We start from the raw sequence: 18068 nt of genomic DNA, 5'->3' as shown, positions 1-18068 counted from the left end.
AACGACGACAGGGGAGTTGCTCATGTCCGACCAGACCACGCCGCAGGACCCCACGACGCAGCAGCCGCAGCCGGAGCAGCCCGCGGACCAGCTCCAGCCGCCGGGACGCACGGGCGACATGTCGCAGGAGCCGGACCACGGGGAGACCACCTACCGGGGGTCCGGCCGGCTCGACGGGAAGCGGGCGCTGATCACCGGCGGCGACTCGGGCATCGGCCGGGCGGTCGCGATCGCGTTCGCGCGCGAGGGCGCGGACGTCGCGATCTCGTACCTCCCGGAAGAGGAGGAGGACGCCCGCACGACGGCCCGGTGGATCGAGGACGCGGGCCGCACGGCCGTGCTGCTGCCGGGCGACATCCGCGACGAGGAGTTCTGCCGGCAGCTCGTCGCGGACGCCGTCGCGGGCCTCGGTGGGCTCGACGTGCTGGTGAACAACGCCGCGTACCAGATGGCGCAGGACGACGGGCTGCGGGGGATCACGACCGAGCAGCTCGACCGGGTCCTCAAGACGAACGTCTACGCGCTGTTCTGGATCACGCAGGCGGCGCTCGACCACCTGCCCAGCGGCGGCGCGATCATCAACACGACCTCCGTCCAGGCGTTCGACCCGAGCCCTCCGCTGCTCGACTACGCCAGCACCAAGGCGGCGATCCTCAACTTCACCAAGGGGCTGGCGCAGCAGCTCGCGCCCGAGGGCATCCGCGTCAACGCCGTGGCGCCCGGGCCGATCTGGACGCCGCTCATCCCGGCCACGATGCCCGAGGAGAAGGTCGAGCAGTTCGGTGCCGACACGCCGCTCGGCCGCGCCGGGCAGCCGGCCGAGCTCGCGCCGGCGTACGTGTTCTTCGCCTCGCAGGAGTCGAGCTACATCACCGGTGACCGCATCGGCGTGACCGGCGGTCGGCTGCTCTGACGGGTTCTCCCGTCCCCGGCGCGACCAGGCGGCGGCCACCCCACCCGGGTGCGCCGCCGTCGTCGTGCGCGGGAGAAGATGGTCCCGGGGGACACCGACCGAGAAGGAGACCCATGCCCGCGCCCACGACGCCCACCCGCGAGTTCGTCACCGGCCTGCCGAAGGCCGAGCTGCACCTGCACCTGGAGGGCACGCTCGAGCCCGACCTCAAGCTGCGCCTCGCGCAGCGCAACGGCATCGACATCGGCCAGTCGACGGTCGAGGAGGTGCGCGCGACGTACGCGTTCGACTCCCTGACGAGCTTCCTCGCCGTGTACTACCCGGCGATGGAGGTGCTGCAGACCGCGGACGACTTCTACGAGCTCGCCGACACCTACCTCGCCCGCGCGGCGGCGGACGGCGTGAAGCACGCCGAGATGTTCTTCGACCCGCAGGCGCACACGTCGCGCGGCGTGCCGTTCGAGGCGGTCGTGACCGGGTACCACCGCGCCGCGGCCGAGGCGCCGAGCAAGCACGGCATCGACGCGCACCTCATCCTGTGCTTCCTGCGCGACCACTCCGCGCAGAGCGCGGCCGAGACGCTCGAGGCGTCGGTGCCGTTCCGCGACAAGATCCTGGGCGTCGGGCTCGACTCCGACGAGCGCGACAACCCGCCGCAGAAGTTCGCGGACGTGTTCGCGCGCGCCCGCGAGCTCGGGTACCGGCTGACGATGCACTGCGACATCGACCAGGTCGGCAGCATCGACAACATCCGGACCGTGCTCGACGAGATCGGCGTGGACCGGGTGGACCACGGCACGAACGTCGTGGAGGACCCGGCGCTCGTCGACGTCGTGCGCGAGCGCGGGCTGGGCCTCACGACGTGCCCGATCTCGAACTCGTTCGTCACCGACGACATGAAGGCGACCGAGATCGCCGGCCTGCTGCGCTCGGGCGTGCGCGTCACCGTGAACTCCGACGACCCGGCGTACTTCGGCGGCTACGTCGCGGAGAACTACGTCGCGCTCGCGGAGGCGGCGGGCCTCACGACGCAGGAGGTCGTGCAGCTCGCGAGGAACTCGTTCGAGGCGTCGTGGCTCGGCGACTCGCAGCGTGCGGCCTACCTCGCCGAGATCGACCGGTACGTCGCGGCGTTCGACGCGAACGCCGTCTGACCCGGCCCCCCACCCCGCCGAGGTAGAGCCTTGGTCCGCCGAGGTAGAGGCGTGGTCACGACCACGCCTCTACCTCGCGGGACCGGGGCTCTACCTCGGGCGGCCGAGGCTCTGTCTCGCGGTTCTGGGCGCTCGTCCCGCACCGACGTACCGGGGAGTAACGTGTCGGGGACGGCCGCCGCCGTCCGTTCGGCGGCGAGCACCCCCGCAGGGGGTGAATAATCTCCGGGTGCCGCACGTTGGCACGCACGGGACCCGCGCGCGCGGAATGGCCGTCCGCGGCCCCGCAGGCGGGCCCTGCCCGCAGGGGCACCACGACCACCGGCTTGGCGAGAGGGCGACCAGAGCTCATGAAGGATGTGCTGTACGTCGACGGCGGGACCCCGCTGGACGGGACGATCACCGTGCGCGGCGCGAAGAACTTCGTGTCCAAGGCGATGGTGGCGTCGTTGCTGGGGGAGTCGCCGAGCGTGCTGCGCAACGTGCCGCAGATCCGCGACGTCGGTGTCGTGACGGGGCTGCTGGAGCTGCACGGCGTCACCGTGAAGTCCGACCCGGACGCGGGGATCCTCGACCTGGACCCGTCGAACGTCGAGTCGGCGCACGTCGCGGACATCGACGCGCACGCGGGCTCGAGCCGCATCCCCATCCTGTTCTGCGGCCCGCTGCTGCACCGTCTCGGTGAGGCGTTCATCCCGGACCTGGGCGGCTGCCGGATCGGCGACCGGCCGATCAACTACCACCTGGACATCCTGCGCCAGTTCGGTGCGGTGGTGGACAAGCGGGAGAACGGTATCCACATCCGTGCCCCGCGCCGCCTCCAAGGCACGAAGATCGCGCTGCCGTACCCGTCGGTGGGCGCGACCGAGCAGCTCCTGCTGACCGCGGTGCGCGCCGAGGGCATCACGGAGCTCGCGAACGCCGCGATCGAGCCCGAGATCATGGACCTCATCGCGGTGCTCCAGAAGATGGGCGCGATCATCTCGGTCGACACCGACCGCGTGATCCGCATCGAGGGCGTCGACCGCCTCGACGGCTACACGCACACCGCGCTCGGCGACCGCATCGAGGCGGCCTCGTGGGCGTCGGCCGCGCTCGCGACGGGCGGCGACATCACGGTCAAGGGCGCGACGCAGCCCGAGATGATGATGTTCCTCAACACCTTCCGCAAGGTCGGCGGCCGGTTCGACGTCCAGGACGACGGCATCCGGTTCTGGCACCCGGGCGGCGACCTGTCGCCGATCGTGCTCGAGACGGACGTGCACCCGGGCTTCATGACGGACTGGCAGCAGCCGCTCGTCGTGGCCCTCACCCAGGCCAAGGGCCTGTCGATCGTGCACGAGACGGTCTACGAGAACCGCTTCGGCTTCACGGACGCGCTGCGCGGCATGGGCGCGACCATCCAGGTCTACAAGGAGTGCCTGGGCGGGCGCGACTGCCGGTTCGGGCAGCGCAACTTCCACCACTCCGCGGTCATCTCGGGCCCGACGCCGCTCACCGCGGCCGACATCGAGGTGCCCGACCTGCGCGGCGGCTTCTCCCACCTCATCGCCGCGCTCGCCGCGAAGGGTACGTCGACCGTGCGCGGCATCAGCCTCATCGACCGCGGCTACGAGAACTTCCAGGACAAGCTGGTCGCGCTCGGCGCGGACGTCCGCCGGGACTGAGCCGTCCACGGGTGCCCGGGGTACCCACCTCATGACGACTGTCACGGCCTCGCACGCGGTCCGCGTGCGAGGCTGGGCGTCGTGATCACCCGACCGCGCACGTTCCTCGACGTGTGGAGCCGGCGGACCGGCCCCGAACGGTTCGACTCCTACACCCGATGGTCGCTCTACTTCCTCTCGGGGACCGAGCCCCTCATCGCGCTCGCCCTCATCGGGAGCGACCCGACGTTCGACCCGTCGGTGGCGCGGTTCTGGCTGGCGCTCGTCCTCGTGCACACGGTCGTCTGCATCCTCGCGCTGCGCGCCGGGATCGGGCACTTCCTCGGCGGACGCCGCGTCCACCCGGTGCTGCTCGTCCTCGTCGGGGTCCTCTCGCTCGCGGTCGCCGCGCTCGCCGTCGGCACCTTCCCCGTGGACGGGGTCGACGACGTCGCCGCGAGCAGTCGCTACTACGGGCTGCTCCTGGGCCTCGGCTACGGGGTGCTGGCGCTCGTCCCCCTGCTCACGTTCCGGCGGGTCGCCCTCGTCGCGCTGGTCCTCGCCGTCGTCACCGGGTGCTCCGTGTGGATGGGCACCGGGCCCGTGACGCCGAGGACGGCGGGCGTAGCGGTGGGCCTCGGCCTCTCGGTCCTGGTCATGCTGCTCGGCGTCTTCGGCTCGTACCGCGCCTCGGTCTGGATGCTCGGCGTCGTGTGGGAGCAGGAGCGCACGCGCGTGCTCCACGCCCGCCTCGCCGTCGCCGAGGAGCGGCTGCGGTTCTCGCGCGACCTGCACGACGTCTTCGGCCGCACGCTGTCCGTGGTCGCCGTGAAGAGCGAGCTCGCGGCGGAGCTCGCGGCCCGCGGCCGCCCCGGCGCCGAGGAGCAGATGCTCGAGGTCCGCCGCATCGCGCAGGACGCGCTGCGCGAGGTGCGCGCCGTCGTCGCGGGCTACCGCACGGCCGACCTCGGCGCCGAGCTGGCCGGGGCGCGGTCCGTCCTGCGGTCCGCCGGTATCGAGACGACCGTGCACGGCGACGAGACCCCCGTGGGCGAGGACGCGCAGGAGGCGCTCGCATGGGCGGTCCGGGAGGCCGTGACGAACGTCGTGCGGCACTCGACCGCGCGCACCTGCACCATCACGGTCCACCGCGACGGGGCGTCGAGCGTCGTGGAGGTCGTCAACGACGGCGTCCCGACGGCGCCGCGCACCGGCGGCGGGTCGGGCCTCGTCGGGCTCCGCGAACGCCTGGAGGGCGCCGGCGGTCGCCTCGAGACGTGGGTCGACGACGGGCGGTTCGGGCTCGTGGCCCGCGTGCCCGACGCCGCCCGCCCCCACCGCACGTCCCCGTCCCCGCTCCCCGAGAGGACCACCCCGGCGTGATCCGCATCCTCCTCGCCGACGACGAGAACCTCATCCGCGACGCCGTCGCGTCGCTCCTCGCGCTCGAGGACGACCTCGAGGTCGTGGCGCAGGCGGCGTCCGGCCCCGAGGCCGTCGCGGCCGCGCTCAAGCTCCGGCCCGACGTCGCCGTGCTCGACCTCCAGATGCCGGGCCTCGACGGCGTCGAGGTCGCGCAGCGGCTCGCCGGCGAGCTGCCGTCGTGCGGCGTCGTCATCGTCACGAGCCACGGCCGCCCGGGCTACCTCAAGCGCGCGCTCGAGGCCGGCGCGCGGGGCTTCCTGCCGAAGACCGTCTCGGCGCGCGTCCTCGCGGACGTCGTGCGCCAGGTGCGCGACGGCGGCCGCTACGTGGACCCGGAGCTCGCCGCGGAGGCGATCGCCGCGGGCGCGAGCCCGCTCACGCCGCGCGAGGCCGACGTGCTCGAGCTCGCGGCCGACGGCGCCCCCGTCGAGGAGATCGCGACGCGCGCCCACCTCGCGCCCGGCACCGTGCGCAACTACCTCTCGTCCGCGGCGGCCAAGCTGGGTGCCGCGAACCGGCACGAGGCCGCGCACGCCGCGCGGCGGCACGGCTGGATCTGAGGGCGGGCTCCGCCCGGTAGGCTCGGTGACCGTGCCGAGCCAGCCCCAGACCCCGCGCGCGTACAAGACCCTGGCGTTCCTGCTGCGCCCGATCCTGTTCGCGATCACCCGACGCGACTGGCGGGGCGCCGAGAACCTGCCCGACGGCGGGTTCATCGCCGCCGCGAACCACGTCACCGAGGTCGACCCGGTGACGCTCGCCCACTTCCTCTACGACCAGGGCCGCGCCCCCAAGATCACGGCGAAGGCGTCGCTCTGGAAGGTGCCCGTGCTCGGCGGCCTCCTCACCCGCACCGGGATGATCCCCGTGCACCGCGGCACCGCGGGCGCCGCGCAGTCGCTCGTGGACTCCACCGCGCGGCTCGACGAGGGCGAGTGCGTCGTGTTCTTCCCCGAGGGCACGCTCACGCGCGACCCGGACGGCTGGCCCATGGTGGGCAAGACGGGCGTCGCGCGCCTCGCGCTTACGAGCCGGGCGCCCGTCGTCCCCATCGCCCAGTGGGGCGCGCACCGGCTCCTCGCGCCGTACGGCAAGGTGTTCAAGCCGATCCCGCCCAAGCAGGTCGCGGTCCACGCCGGGCCACCCGTCGACCTCTCCGACCTCTACGACCGCCCGCAGGACACCGCGACGCTGCGCGAGGCGACCGAGCGCATCATGGCCGCGATCACGAGCCAGCTCGAGGAGATCCGCGGCGAGCAGGCGCCCGCCGAGCGGTTCGACCTGCGCCGTCGGCCCGGGACGGAGGACCGCGCGTGAGCGCCGAGCGCATCGCCGCCGCCGTCCTCGGGTCGGGCAGCTGGGGCACCACGTTCGCCGCCGTCCTGGCCGACGCCGGGTGCGAGGTGCGCCTCTGGGGCCGCGACGCCGAGGTCGCCGAGCAGGTGAACACCTCGCGCCGCAACGAGAAGCGGCTGCCGGGCATCGACCTCCCCGACGGGATCCGCGCCACGACCGACGCGGCCGAGGCGCTCGCGGGCGCCGGGCTCGTCGTCGTCGCGGTGCCCTCCCAGGTCGCGCGCGAGACGCTCACCGAGCTCCGCCCGCACGTGGCGCCCGACGCCGTCGCGGTGTCCCTCATGAAGGGCGTCGAGCTGAGCACCGACCGGCGCATGAGCGAGGTCGTCGCGGAGTCGCTCGGCCTGGCTCCCGAGCGCGTCGCCGTGGTCTCGGGGCCGAACCTCGCGCGCGAGATCGCGCACCGGCAGCCGACGGCGACCGTCGTGTCGTGCGCCGACGACGACGTGGCCCGCTACGTGGCGCGCGCGTGCTCGTCGTCGTACTTCCGCCCGTACACCAACCGGGACGTGGTCGGCGTCGAGCTGTGCGGCGCGGTGAAGAACGTCATCGCGCTCGCCGTGGGCATCGCCCAGGGCCGCGGGTTCGGCTACAACACGACCGCCACCGTCATCACCCGTGGTCTGGTCGAGATCACGCGCCTCGGGCTCGCGCTCGGGGCGGACGCCGAGACGTTCCCCGGGCTCGCGGGCATGGGCGACCTCGTCGCGACGTGCTCGTCGCCGCTCTCGCGCAACCACACGCTCGGCAAGCACATCGGCCAGGGGCTGAGCCTCGACGACGCGATCGCCGCGACCGGCGGCACGGCGGAGGGCGTGAAGTCGTGCCGCTCGGTGCTCGAGCTCGCGCGCAAGGTCGGCGTGGAGATGCCCATCACGGCGGGCGTCGTCGCGGTGCTCCACGAGGGCATGCCCGTCGACGAGATGGCGCGCGGCCTGCTGTCCCGGCCCCAGAAGGCCGAGGGCGTCTCGGCGGAGCGCTGAGGCCTCGGCCTGCGGGCCGTCAGCCGTCGTCGCGGACGTCGACGACGACGCGGGTCGGGTCCTCGAGCGAGAACACCCGGAACGGGCGCTGCTCGTCGTCGACCCCGACGAACGCCTGCGTGTACCCCTCGAACACGCCGCGCAGCAGGACCTCCTCGACCACGCCGTCGTCCCCGGCCCGGACGGGGTTGGCGCCCGCGTACAGGTCGACGCCGGTGTCCGTGGGGTACCCCGAGCCGGAGAGCATGACCTGCAGGTAGGCGTCGCCGTCGACCGTCGCCACGTTGCCGCTGGCGTCGTCGACCGGCTGGTCGACGTACTCGACCCGCCACCCGGGCGTGCCGGTGCCGCCGAGCTCGAAGACGACCCGGTCGAACCCGTCGTGGTGCCCGACCCGGACGTCCGTCACCGTGAGCGCGGCGTCCGCGGACGGGTCCTGCGTGTCCGGCTCGGTGTTCGCGGGGAACGGCAGCGGTGCCTCGGTCGCGTCGTCCGACGGCGTGGACGCGCCGTCGGTCGGCTCGGCGCCGGGCTCCGGGGTGGTGCTCGGGGAGTCGGTCGGGCTGGGCGATGCGCTCGTCGCGGTGCTCGACGGCGAGGGTGAGTCGTCCGACCCGCCCGGGCTGCACGCCGCGAGGGCGAGGACGAGGACCGCGCCGGCGACGGCCGCCGGCCGCCGCCCGGGCGCCGCACCGTCCGTTGGTCGTGCCCGCCGCGTCCGCACCGCTCGTCGTGTCGTCATGCGGTCGATCCTAGAAACCCCAGGTCACGCGCGCGCGGCGGGCGGGCCACGGTCCGGCGACGGTCGTGTCACGGCCCGGTCTCGGCTGCACGCACCCTGTCCTGACGAGATGGCTGCCGCTACCCTCGGGGGATGGTGCAGGGGATCGGTGGTGCGTTCTTCGCGGTCGCGCTCACGGGACTGGTCGTCGTGGGGATCGTCCGCTTCACCTCCGGTGCGGAGGCGCGGGCCCGGCGCTCCGAGGGCGCGGGCGAGAGCGCGTCGTCCGGCATGTTCGGCGAGATCGTCGAGATCTTCCAGCCGAGCCGGACGCACCTCACCGAGGAGAAGGAACGTCAGCGGCTCGACATCGTGCAGCGTCCGGCGGAGGGCCGGCCGTTCGACGTCGACCTGGACGGCGGGGTCTTCTACGTCCCTCGGGAGCAGTCCCGCCGCGGCTCCCCGGCGCCCGAGCCCGACGCGGGCTAGGGTGCGGTGACCCACAGGTGGTGGTGCGCGGGCCGTGGCGGCCTGCGCGGAGAGGATCCAGGGCGTGCGTGACGAGCATCCGTTCGGTATCCGCCTGCACCCGGTGGCAGCGAGGACCGACCTCGACCCCGGGGCCCGCGAGATCGGCGTCGTCCACGACGGAGAGCTTCTGGTCATGGAGCACGGGGACGGGTCGACATGGGTGCGGGACGTCGCGACGGGCGACTCGTCCCCCCTCAACCGCGACCGGGCGGCGACCGAGGGGTTCCTGGAAGCGTTCGCGGAGTACCTGAGCTCCGGGCAGCCCGCCCCCGGACCGACGACGATGACGGCCGAGCAGGCCGCGGAGCGTCTCCGCGCCTTCCGGGCGGGGGAGGTTCGTCCGCCGTCCCGTCCGTCCGGGCGCAAGGCTCCCTCGCACCGCGCACGGCTGCGGACGCTCCGCACGAGGCTGCGGGCCATCGACCGCGCCGCGACCGGGCCGGACTTCTGGTGGAGCGGTCCTCTCGAAGAGGCGGAGAACGACCTGCTCTGAAGGAGGATCCGAGCGTGGCGGTGTGGAGCCGGATCGACGCACCCGCCGCCGCGCCGTCGCGTCGCGCCGCGCCGCCGGGATGCCGTGCGGCCGTGCGCCCGCGGCGCGTGTCGGCGTCAGCCGAGAGCGCTGCGCAGCGCCCGGTCCAGGTCGCGCCAGAGGTCCTCGACGTCCTCGACGCCCACCGAGAGCCGCAGCAGGTCCTCCGGGACCGTGCGCGACTCGGTCGCGAACCGGCGTCGGCGCTCGAGGCTCGACTCGACGCCGCCGAGGCTCGTCGCGGGCACCCACAGACGGACCGCCGCGACGACGGCGTCCGCGCCCGCCGCACCACCCCGCGGGCGCACGCCGAGGATCGAGCCGTACCCGGTCATGAGCCGCGTCGCGCGCTCGTGACCCGGGTCGTCGGGCAGGCTCGGGTGCCGCACCTCGACGACGTCGGGGTGCTCGGCGAGCCGGCGCGCGAGCTCCGCCGCGTTCTGCTGGGAGCGCTCGACGCGCAGGGCGAGCGTGCGCAGGCCGCGCAGCGCGAGCCACACCTCGAACGGCCCGGGGATCGAGCCGTGGAGCGTGCGGTAGGCACGCAGCGCGGCTGTGAGCTCCGGCGTGCGCGCGACGGCCGCCCCCAGCACGACGTCGGAGTGCCCGGCGAGGTACTTCGTCACCGAGTGCACGACGACGTCCGCGCCGTGCGCGAGGGGCTGCTGGCCGAGCGGCGTCGCGAACGTGTTGTCGACCGCGGACAGGACCCCGCGCTCGCGCGCCGCCGCGAGCAGGGCGGGCAGGTCGGCGACCTCGAGCATGGGGTTCGTCGGGGACTCGACGAGGAGGAGCGACGCGCCGTCGAGGGCCGCGACGACCTGGTCGGTGTCGGCGACGTCGACGCGCACGACCTCGACGCCGGCCCGTGCCGCGAGGTCGTCCGCGAAGCCGAGCGACACCTGGTAGGCGTGGCGCGGCAGCACGACCTTCCCGCCCGCGGGCACGGCCGAGAACACCGCGGCGATCGCCGCCATCCCGGAGCCGAACGCCACGCCGGGGTGCTCCGCGCCCTCGAGCGCGGCGAGCGCCTCCTCGAAGGGGTGCCACGTCTCGGTGTCCATCCGGGTGTACAGCAGCTCGCCCGGCTGCTGGACGCCCTGCGACACGTACGTCGAGGACAGCACGATCGGGGGGTTCACGGGCGCGCCCTGCGACCGCTCGGGGCGTCCCGCGGCGACGGCGACGGTCGCGGGGGACAGGGCGTCGGGGACGTGCGGGTCGCTCATGGCGGCAGCGTACGCCCGGCCGCGCGACGAGTGCCCCGGGCGACCACCCCCTGACCGGGCGACCAGGCGATCACGGTCGGCCGAGCAGGCCGTCGTGGCTCGTCCCGCGGCCGGGACGAGCCAGAACCACCTGCTCGGCGGCCGGTGGTCCGCGTCAGGAAAGGGGGCCGAGGAGCGACTGCGCGACGGTCGAGTGGGCGGACTCGTCGTCGGACGGGTGGAAGATCCCGGCGAGGACGTCGCGGTAGAGACGGCCGAGCTCGTTGCCGGCGAAGTAGCTCGAGCCGCCCGCGACCCGCACCATCTGGTCGACGACGGTCTTGGCCGTCTCCGTCGCGCGCACCTTGAGCCCTGCGGTCGCGCGGAACCAGCCCGCGCCGCGGTCGACGAGGGCGTCGAGCTCGGCCGCGACGGTGTCGATCTGCGGCCAGACGGCGTCGAGCGCGAGCGCGGCGTCGGCGAGGCGCCAGCGGACGTCCGGGTCCTCGGAGAGCGGCGCGCCGTCGTTCTTCATCGACGTCCGACGGCGGGCCGCGGCGACGCCGAGCTCGAGCGCACGGTCCGCGATGCCCGTGTACACCGACGCGAGCAGCGTCTCGAACGTCGTGAAGATCCCGACGACGAGGGGGTCCAGCGTCGGGCCTGGCGGCAGCCGCCGGACGACGTGCTCGACGGGGGCGAACGCGCCGTCGAGCACCGTGGAGCGCGACTGCGACGCGCGCATGCCCATCGTGTCCCAGTCGTCGAGCACCTGGACCCCGGCGTCGCGCGACACGAACGCGTGCACGAGGCGCGGGGCGTCGCGCGACTGGGTGTCGAGCCCCAGCACGCCGAGCCGCGTCCACGCGGGCGAGTTCGACGTGAAGATCTTGCGGCCGTGGAACGTGTACCCGCCCCGCTCGTCCGGGCGGGCCTCGGTGCGCGAGCCCAGCAGCACGAGGTCGTTGCCGCCCTCGGAGTACCCGAACCCGAAGACGCCCCCGCGGACGGCGTCCTCGAGCAGCCAGTCGAGCGACGCGTCGCCGCGCAGGTGGAGGTAGCGCGCGACGCCCGTCCACACGTGGTGCATGTTCACGGCGAGCGCCGTCGCGGGGGCGGCACCCGCGAGCCGCGCCTGCTCGTGCGCGACCTCGCGCAGGGTGAGGCCCGCGCCGCCGAACGACTCCGGCACGAGCGCGCGCAGGTACCCGGCCTCGGTGAGCGCCGCGAGGTCCTCGGTGAAGAACGCGTTGTCGCGGTCGTAGCCCGCGGCCCGGCCGCGGATCTGCTCCAGCAGCTCGTCGGAGAGCAGCGTGCGCGGCGTGGGGAACGGGGCGGGTGACGGGACGGGCGTGGGCATGGCCTGCCTTCGGTCTCGGGACGGACGGTGGAGGGGTGGACGGGGAGGGGCCCCGGCGACGTGCGTCGCCGGGGCCCCTCCACCGTACGGCGGCCGGTGGCCGGCCGTCAGCCCACGAGGACGGGCACCGGGTCCTCCGGGTGGGGGAGGATGCGGCGCAGGACGTCCGCGAGCGTCACGACGCCGACGAACCGCTCGCCGTCCATGACGACCGCGAGCTGCTCGCTCGACTCGCGCATGCGCGCGAGCGCGGCGTGCACCGTGGTGCCGGACTCCAGGACGAACCCGGGGCGCGCGAGCTCCTTGGCGAGCCGGTCGTCCGGCTCGAGGAGCGTGTCGCGCACGTGCACGACCTTCGGGACCACGCTCCCGTTCTGGACGAGGATGCGCAGGTGGCCCGAGCGGGCCGACGCGCGTCGCACGTCGGCCGCGGTCGCGTCGGCGGGGACCGACGTGGGCCGGCTCCCGGCCGGCACGAGCGCGTCGACCGTGAGGGTCTCGAGCTCGATCACGCCCGAGATCTGCGCCCGGTACGACGCCTCGAGCGCGCCGACGTTCGCCGAGTGCTCGACCAGGTGCCGCAGGGTCGCGGCGTCCTGCCCGCCACCCTCGACGTTCTCCACCGGCTCGACGCCCACGGCCCGCACGCAGCGGTTCGCGAGCTCGTTGAGCCAGCGCAGGAGCGGGCGGAACGCCCACATGAACCCGCGCATCGGCAGCGCGAGGAGCGTGGCAGACCGCTCGGGGTGGGCGATGGCCCACGACTTCGGTGCCATCTCGCCGACGACGAGGTGCAGGAACGTCACGACGATCAGCGCGAGCACGAAGCCCGCGACGTCGGCGGCCCACAGGGGCGCGCCCCACGTCTCGAAGACGGGCGTGAGCCAGTGGTGGACGGCGGGCTTGGTGATGGCACCGAGCGCGAGCGTGCACGCGGTGATGCCGAGCTGGGCGCCGGCCATGAGGAGCGTGAGCTCGTTCGAGCTGCGCAGCGCGGCGCGCGCGGCGCGGCTCGTGGGGGCGGCGTCCTCGAGGCGGTGCCTCTTGGCGCCGAGGAGCGCGAACTCCACGGCGACGAAGAACGCGCTGAGCGCGATGATCGCGACGGTCGCCGTGACGACGACCCAGGGGTTGCTCATCGGGTCTCCTCCGCGGCGTCGGTCGGGTGCGCAACCTCGCGCGCGGTCGGGTGCACGACGACGTCGACGGGGACGTCGCCCCGCCGCTCGACGAGCCGGACGCGCACGAGACGCGGCACGTGCCGCTCGACCGACAGGACGTCGACGAGGAGGGCGCGGTGCACCGGCTCGTCGTGCACGAGGTCGGCCGGGTCGTCCGGCAGCGGCACCTCGATCTGGTCGCCCGCGCGCGGCAGGGCGCCGTGCTGGGCGATGAGGAGCCCGGAGACCGTCTCGTGGTCGCCGCGGGGCAGGTCGTGCCCGAGGGCGCGCTCCGCCTCGTCGACGTGGACGTCGCCGCCCATGACCCACACGCCGTCCTCCTCGGCCGTGACCGTGGCGGGCTGCTCGGGGTCGTGCTCGTCGGTGATCTCGCCGACGAGCTCCTCGGCGAGGTCCTCGACGGTCAGCACGCCGGTGAAGCCGCCGTACTCGTCGATGACGCACGCGAGCTGGTTGCGCGTGGAGTTGAGCTGCGCGAGGGCGTCCGGGAGCGTCATGGCCGTCGGCAGCACCACGGCCTGGCGCATGAGCGCCGTGACGGGGGCGTCCGCGGGCAGGTCGGTCGCGAGGACGTCGGCGAGCTGGACGACGCCGAGCGGCTGGTCCGTGTCGTCGACCACCGGGTAGCGCGTGTGGGCGCGGGCCATGAGCTCGCGCACCTCGGCGACGGTCGCCTCGGGCCGCACGGTTCCCACGCGCGAGCGCGGGATCATCGCGTGCTCGACGTCGCGCTGCGGGAAGTCCAGCACGCGGTCGAGGAGCACGGACAGCTCGTCGGTCAGGTTCCCGCTCTCGCGCGAGTCGGCCACGATGTGCTCGAGGTCGCGCGCGGTCGCGGTGTTGTCGACGTCGTGGACGGGCTCGATCCTGAGCATCCGCAGCAGCGCGTTGGACGCCTTGTCGAACACCGCGATGAGCCAGCCGAACACCGTGAGGTACGCCGACGTCGAGCGTGCCAGACCCTTCGCGAGCGGCTCGGGCCGCGCGATGGCGAGGTTCTTGGGGAACAGCTCGCCGAAGAGCATCTGGATGATCGTCGACAGCACGAGCGCCAGGACGGTGCCCACCGCGACGCCGACACCCGTCGGGACGCCGACGCCGCCGAGCATGGTGCCGAGCGACTGCCCGATGAGGGGCTCGGCCACGTAGCCGACGAGCAGGCCCGTCACCGTGATGCCGAGCTGCGCGCCGGACAGGACGAAGGAGGTGCGCCGGGTCACGGCGAGCGCGCGCCGGGCCGACTCGTCGCCGGCCTCCGCCTTGGCCCCCAGCCGGGAGCGGTCGACGGTCATGTAGGCGAACTCCTGCGCGACGAAGTAGGCCGTCGCCGCCGTGATCGCGAGGACCACGAGGAGCCCGAGGAGGAGGGAGAGGAAGGTCGTCATCGTGCCCGCACCGCCCTGCGGTCGACGGGGACGCGTGGGTGCGTCCGCTCGCTGCCGGGGCCGGTGCGGCCGGGACTATGGTCGGGGTCGTCGGCCGCGGGGGCCTCGAGAGTCGTGTCTTCCACGGCACTCCCAACGCCGGAGCCTCCCGGATCGTTCCCGGGATCTCGCGGGGATGCTCGCCGGGATCTCGCACCGGCGCGCGTCCGCGCGCGAGCAGGCGTCCGGTAGGGTCGTCCGCGATGTCCAGCCAGAGCCCCGACCGGTCCGTGCCGTCCACCGACGAGCACCCCACCGGCGCCCCCCGCAAGCCCCGCGTCCTCGTGCTGTTCGGCGGGCGCTCGGGCGAGCACGCCATCTCCGCCGCGACCGCCGCGGGCGTCCTGCGCGCCATCGACCGGACGCGCTACGACGTCGTCCCGGTCGGGATCACGCCGTCGGGCGAGTGGGTCCTCGCGGCCGACGAGCCGTCGCGCTGGGAGATTACGGCGGGCCGGCTGCCTCAGGTCGAGCCGACGGGCGAGGAGGTCATCCTCCCGCTGTCGACCGGGCGCCGGGACCTGCGGGTGCTCGCGCCCGGCGAGGTGCCGCGCGTGCTCGGCGAGGTGGACGTCGTCTTCCCGCTCCTGCACGGCCCCTACGGCGAGGACGGCACCCTCCAGGGCATGCTCGAGCTCGCCGACGTGCGCTACGTGGGCGCGGGCGTCCTCGCCTCGGCGGTCGGCATGGACAAGCACTTCATGAAGCTCGTGCTCGCGGGCGAGGGCCTGCCGATCGCGCCGTACACCGTCGTCAAGCCGGGGGCGTTCGAGCGCGACCCGGAGACGGTGACGCAGGCGGTGGCCGCGCTCGGCCTGCCCGTCTTCGTCAAGCCCGCGCGCGCCGGGTCGAGCCTCGGCATCTCCAAGGTCGACGACCTCGCCGACCTGCCCGCGGCGATCGCGGCGGCGCAGGAGCACGACCCGAAGGTCGTCGTCGAGGCGGGCGTCGTCGGTCGCGAGATCGAGTGCGCCGTCCTCGGCGGACGCGGGGGAGCGCGGCCGCGCGCGTCCCTGCCGGGGGAGATCGTCGTCACGGGCGAGCAGCACGACTTCTACGACTTCGAGGCCAAGTACCTCGACGAGGCCGGGGTCGAGCTGTCGTGCCCGGCCGACCTCCCGGAGCACCTCGTCGAGCGCGTGCGCGAGATCGCGGTGCGCACGTTCGAGGCGGTCGGCGCGGAGGGCCTCTCGCGCGTCGACGTGTTCGTCACGCCCGACGAGCAGGTCGTCGTCAACGAGATCAACACCATGCCGGGCTTCACGCCGTTCTCGATGTACCCCCGCATGTGGGAGAAGTCGGGGCTCAGCTACCCCGACCTCATCGACGAGCTCGTCGCGCTCGCGCTCGAGCGGCCCACCGGCCTGCGCTGACCGCGCGGGCGACGGGCCGGCGGCGGCCCCGGGACGGGCACCGGCTCAGCCGACGTCGCCCACCCCGACGCACGCGCGCGTCTGCGGGACCTCCATGACCGCGCGGCCCAGGTCCGCGATGAACGACGTCGAGTGCCCCTCCGTCACGGCGGGCGGGACGACGACCTGCACCGCGGGGTCGCGCCCGTAGGTGGTGAACGTCCACGTGCCCTCGTCCTCGACGACGAGCCAGTCGACGCTGCCCCCCTCGGACACGACGCTCTGGCACGCCGTCGTCGTGGGACCGGGCACCTCGACGCCGCACCGCAGCGTCACCGCTGCGCCCGGCTCGCCCCAGGCGGCCGTGGCCTGGCTCGTCGTGCCGACCTTCGGCAGGTCCTCGCCCAGCGAGTCGGGCAGCGCGAGCACGACGTCCGCGCACAGCGGGTTCTGGGCGTCGTCCGCCACGGGGACGCCGATGCGCGGCGCGCACGCGGCGGTCGCGGCCACGACGCCCAGGAGCGCGGGGACGGCCAGGGCGCGGACGAGCCGGCGCCGGGACGGCCGGGACGACCCCGGGCGGGGGGAGGGGGAGCGGGGAGGGACGACGTCGAGCACGCGACCACCGTAGCGGCCCGCGACGGGTGCCCGTGACCGCCCGGGCGGCGACTAGGGTGGCCGCGTGAGCGAGACGCCCCTGCTGGTCCGCGACGTGCCTGAGGAGGCGCTCCTCGCCCGGATCTTCCCCCTGCTGCCCACGGCCCCCTCGACGCTGGTCGGGCCGGGTGACGACTGCGCGGTCGTCGCCGCGCCCGACGGCCGCTACGTCGTGTCCACCGACGTCCTCGTCGAGGACCGGCACTTCCGCCGGCGCTGGTCGACGGGTTACGACGTCGGCCGCCGCGCCGCCGTGCAGAACCTCGCCGACGTCGTGTCCATGGGCGCGCGCCCCGTGGCGCTCGTCGTGTCGCTCGTCATGCCGGGCGACCTGCCGGTCGACTGGGTCACCGGGTTCGCGCGCGGGCTGGCCGACGCGTGCACCCCGCTCGGTGCCGCGGTCGTGGGCGGCGACCTGTCCGGAGGGGACCAGGTCGTGGTCGCCGTGACCGTCCACGGGGACCTGGAGGGTCGCGAGCCGGTGCTGCGGGGCGGGGCCCGGGCGGGCGACGTCGTCGCGCTCGCGGGGACGCTCGGTCGGTCCGCCGCGGGTCTCGCGCTGCTCGACGCCGGTCGCGCGGACGTCGACGACGCGCTCGTCGCCGCCTACCTGCGTCCCGACCCGCCGCTCGCCGCGGGCCCGGTCGCGGCCGACGCCGGGGCCACGGCGATGATGGACGTCTCGGACGGCCTGCTGCGGGACGCGGGGCGGGTCGCGCGGGCGAGCGGCGTCGTCGTCGACCTGGACCCGGCTGCGCTCGACGCCGACCGTGCCCGGCTGCGGGACGCGGGCGCCGCGCTCGCGGGCGACGGGACGGAGCTCGTCGACGGGTGGGTCCTGTCCGGGGGAGAGGACCACGGCCTGCTCGCCACGTTCCCCGCGGCGGCGTCGCTCCCGGCCGGGTTCCGGCCGCTCGGCACGGTGCGCCCCGCGGGCGACGACGGCCCGGGCGTGCGCCTGGACGGCGCGGTGCCGCGCCCGTCGTCGGGGTGGGACCACTTCCGCGCGTGAGCGCGGGCGTCAGCTCCGGCGGTAGCGGACGGCGGTGAGGTCCTTGCCGCCGATGTCGTCGCGGCGCTCGACCCCGTCCGGGCTGAACCCGTGCCGACGGTAGAACCGGCGCGCGCGCTCGGCGTCCTCGAGGACCCAGAGCGTGACGGTGGTGCCGGGGCCCACCTCACCGAGCATGGTGCGCATGAGGTCGCGTGCGACGCCGCGGCCCCAGGACTCGGGGTCGAGGTAGATGGCGTAGATCTCCAGGTCCCCGGGCTCGGCGTCCTCGTCGCGACCGGGGCCGAGGGTGGCGAAGCCGATGGTGCGGCCGTCGGCGTCGGCGAGCCAGGTGCGCGCGCCCGCGGTGCCGAGGCTCTGGACCCAGTGCTTCTCACGCTGGTCGTGGTCGAGCGAGGCGAGGTACTCGTCCGGCACGATGCCGGCGTACGCGCCGCGCCACGACGCGATGTGCACGGCCGCGATGGCGCGCGCGTCCGCGGGGCCGGCCGGGCGGATCGTTACCTCGCTCAGTTCCGTCACCATGGACAAAGACTGCCACCCGGGCGGGGATACACCAAGCCCGTTTGTCCGGATCCTCAGGAGATCTTCGGAGCTCGGACGTCCGGCGACC

At 74.5% G+C, this 18068-nt stretch carries 18 protein-coding genes; 11 read left to right on the top strand and 7 right to left on the bottom strand.

The window, feature by feature from the left end:
• Window positions 1-22: 22 nt before the first annotated feature.
• From HKK73_RS12515 to HKK73_RS12485, 7 genes are all read left to right on the top strand, one after another.
• Window positions 23-913 carry an SDR family oxidoreductase gene (locus HKK73_RS12515; RefSeq protein WP_171468130.1) on the top strand — a complete coding sequence of 297 codons (891 nt, stop codon included), beginning with the start codon at window positions 23-25 and terminating at the stop codon, window positions 911-913.
• Window positions 914-1026: 113 nt separating this feature from the next.
• Window positions 1027-2067: an adenosine deaminase gene (locus HKK73_RS12510; protein WP_171468129.1), complete on the top strand. Its 1041-nt coding sequence runs from the start codon at window positions 1027-1029 to the stop codon at window positions 2065-2067.
• Between the two features lie 350 nt (window positions 2068-2417).
• Window positions 2418-3734 carry a UDP-N-acetylglucosamine 1-carboxyvinyltransferase gene (gene murA / locus HKK73_RS12505; protein WP_021481138.1) on the top strand — a complete coding sequence of 439 codons (1317 nt, stop codon included), beginning with the start codon at window positions 2418-2420 and terminating at the stop codon, window positions 3732-3734.
• 81 nt (window positions 3735-3815) lie between these two features.
• Window positions 3816-5096 (top strand): sensor histidine kinase, encoded by a 1281-nt coding sequence (locus HKK73_RS19140; protein ID WP_171468128.1) that lies wholly within the window; start codon window positions 3816-3818, stop codon window positions 5094-5096.
• On the top strand, window positions 5093-5698 hold the full coding sequence (locus tag HKK73_RS12495; protein WP_061266816.1) for a response regulator transcription factor: 606 nt from the start codon (window positions 5093-5095) through the stop codon (window positions 5696-5698). Before HKK73_RS19140 ends, HKK73_RS12495 begins: the two co-directional genes overlap by 4 nt.
• Window positions 5699-5729: 31 nt before the next feature.
• On the top strand, window positions 5730-6455 hold the full coding sequence (locus HKK73_RS12490; protein WP_034654564.1) for a 1-acyl-sn-glycerol-3-phosphate acyltransferase: 726 nt from the start codon (window positions 5730-5732) through the stop codon (window positions 6453-6455).
• Window positions 6452-7477, top strand: a complete 1026-nt coding sequence (locus HKK73_RS12485) for an NAD(P)H-dependent glycerol-3-phosphate dehydrogenase (protein WP_253705632.1) — start codon at window positions 6452-6454, stop codon at window positions 7475-7477. Before HKK73_RS12490 ends, HKK73_RS12485 begins: the two co-directional genes overlap by 4 nt.
• Window positions 7478-7496: 19 nt before the next feature.
• Here HKK73_RS12485 and HKK73_RS12480 read toward each other — a convergent pair whose 3' ends face one another.
• Window positions 7497-8219, bottom strand: a complete 723-nt coding sequence (locus HKK73_RS12480; protein WP_216607985.1) for a hypothetical protein — start codon at window positions 8217-8219, stop codon at window positions 7497-7499.
• Window positions 8220-8351: 132 nt separating this feature from the next.
• Here HKK73_RS12480 and HKK73_RS12475 point away from each other — a divergent pair, with 132 nt between their 5' ends.
• Window positions 8352-8687, top strand: a complete 336-nt coding sequence (locus tag HKK73_RS12475) for a DUF6191 domain-containing protein (protein WP_114553221.1) — start codon at window positions 8352-8354, stop codon at window positions 8685-8687.
• A 64-nt stretch (window positions 8688-8751) separates the two neighbouring features.
• Window positions 8752-9222: a hypothetical protein gene (locus tag HKK73_RS12470; protein ID WP_171468127.1), complete on the top strand. Its 471-nt coding sequence runs from the start codon at window positions 8752-8754 to the stop codon at window positions 9220-9222.
• Between the two features lie 116 nt (window positions 9223-9338).
• Here HKK73_RS12470 and HKK73_RS12465 read toward each other — a convergent pair whose 3' ends face one another.
• From HKK73_RS12465 to HKK73_RS12450, 4 genes are all read right to left on the bottom strand, one after another.
• Window positions 9339-10490, bottom strand: coding sequence for a PLP-dependent aspartate aminotransferase family protein (locus HKK73_RS12465; protein WP_171468126.1), 1152 nt, complete (start codon window positions 10488-10490; stop codon window positions 9339-9341).
• Window positions 10491-10644: 154 nt separating this feature from the next.
• Window positions 10645-11829 (bottom strand): acyl-CoA dehydrogenase family protein, encoded by a 1185-nt coding sequence (locus HKK73_RS12460; protein ID WP_171468125.1) that lies wholly within the window; start codon window positions 11827-11829, stop codon window positions 10645-10647.
• 107 nt (window positions 11830-11936) lie between these two features.
• Window positions 11937-12968: a hemolysin family protein gene (locus tag HKK73_RS12455; RefSeq protein WP_043654869.1), complete on the bottom strand. Its 1032-nt coding sequence runs from the start codon at window positions 12966-12968 to the stop codon at window positions 11937-11939.
• Complete coding sequence (locus tag HKK73_RS12450) at window positions 12965-14395, bottom strand: hemolysin family protein (RefSeq protein WP_081600013.1); 1431 nt, start codon at window positions 14393-14395, stop codon at window positions 12965-12967. Before HKK73_RS12450 ends, HKK73_RS12455 begins: the two co-directional genes overlap by 4 nt.
• 242 nt (window positions 14396-14637) lie before the next feature.
• Between HKK73_RS12450 and HKK73_RS12445 the strand changes: the two genes are divergently transcribed.
• Entirely contained in the window at window positions 14638-15807 is a 1170-nt protein-coding gene (locus HKK73_RS12445) for a D-alanine--D-alanine ligase family protein (protein ID WP_144682401.1), read from the top strand.
• Between the two features lie 45 nt (window positions 15808-15852).
• Here the strand turns inward: HKK73_RS12445 and HKK73_RS12440 are convergent, their stop codons facing one another.
• The gene (locus HKK73_RS12440) at window positions 15853-16404 is read right to left on the bottom strand and encodes a DUF3515 family protein (RefSeq protein WP_228485009.1); all 552 of its coding nucleotides are present in this window, start codon (window positions 16402-16404) and stop codon (window positions 15853-15855) included.
• 64 nt (window positions 16405-16468) lie between these two features.
• Here HKK73_RS12440 and HKK73_RS12435 point away from each other — a divergent pair, with 64 nt between their 5' ends.
• On the top strand, window positions 16469-17455 hold the full coding sequence (locus HKK73_RS12435; protein ID WP_171468124.1) for a thiamine-phosphate kinase: 987 nt from the start codon (window positions 16469-16471) through the stop codon (window positions 17453-17455).
• 9 nt (window positions 17456-17464) lie between these two features.
• Here HKK73_RS12435 and HKK73_RS12430 read toward each other — a convergent pair whose 3' ends face one another.
• The gene (locus HKK73_RS12430) at window positions 17465-17980 is read right to left on the bottom strand and encodes a GNAT family N-acetyltransferase (RefSeq protein WP_021483587.1); all 516 of its coding nucleotides are present in this window, start codon (window positions 17978-17980) and stop codon (window positions 17465-17467) included.
• Window positions 17981-18068 lie beyond the last annotated feature (88 nt).

It is taken from the genome of Cellulosimicrobium sp. 72-3, assembly GCF_013127315.1.
In the GTDB taxonomy this organism is placed as follows: domain Bacteria; phylum Actinomycetota; class Actinomycetes; order Actinomycetales; family Cellulomonadaceae; genus Cellulosimicrobium; species Cellulosimicrobium funkei.
The sequence above is the reverse complement of the archived record's forward strand: the minus strand, read 5'-3'. Positions and strand labels throughout refer to the sequence as shown.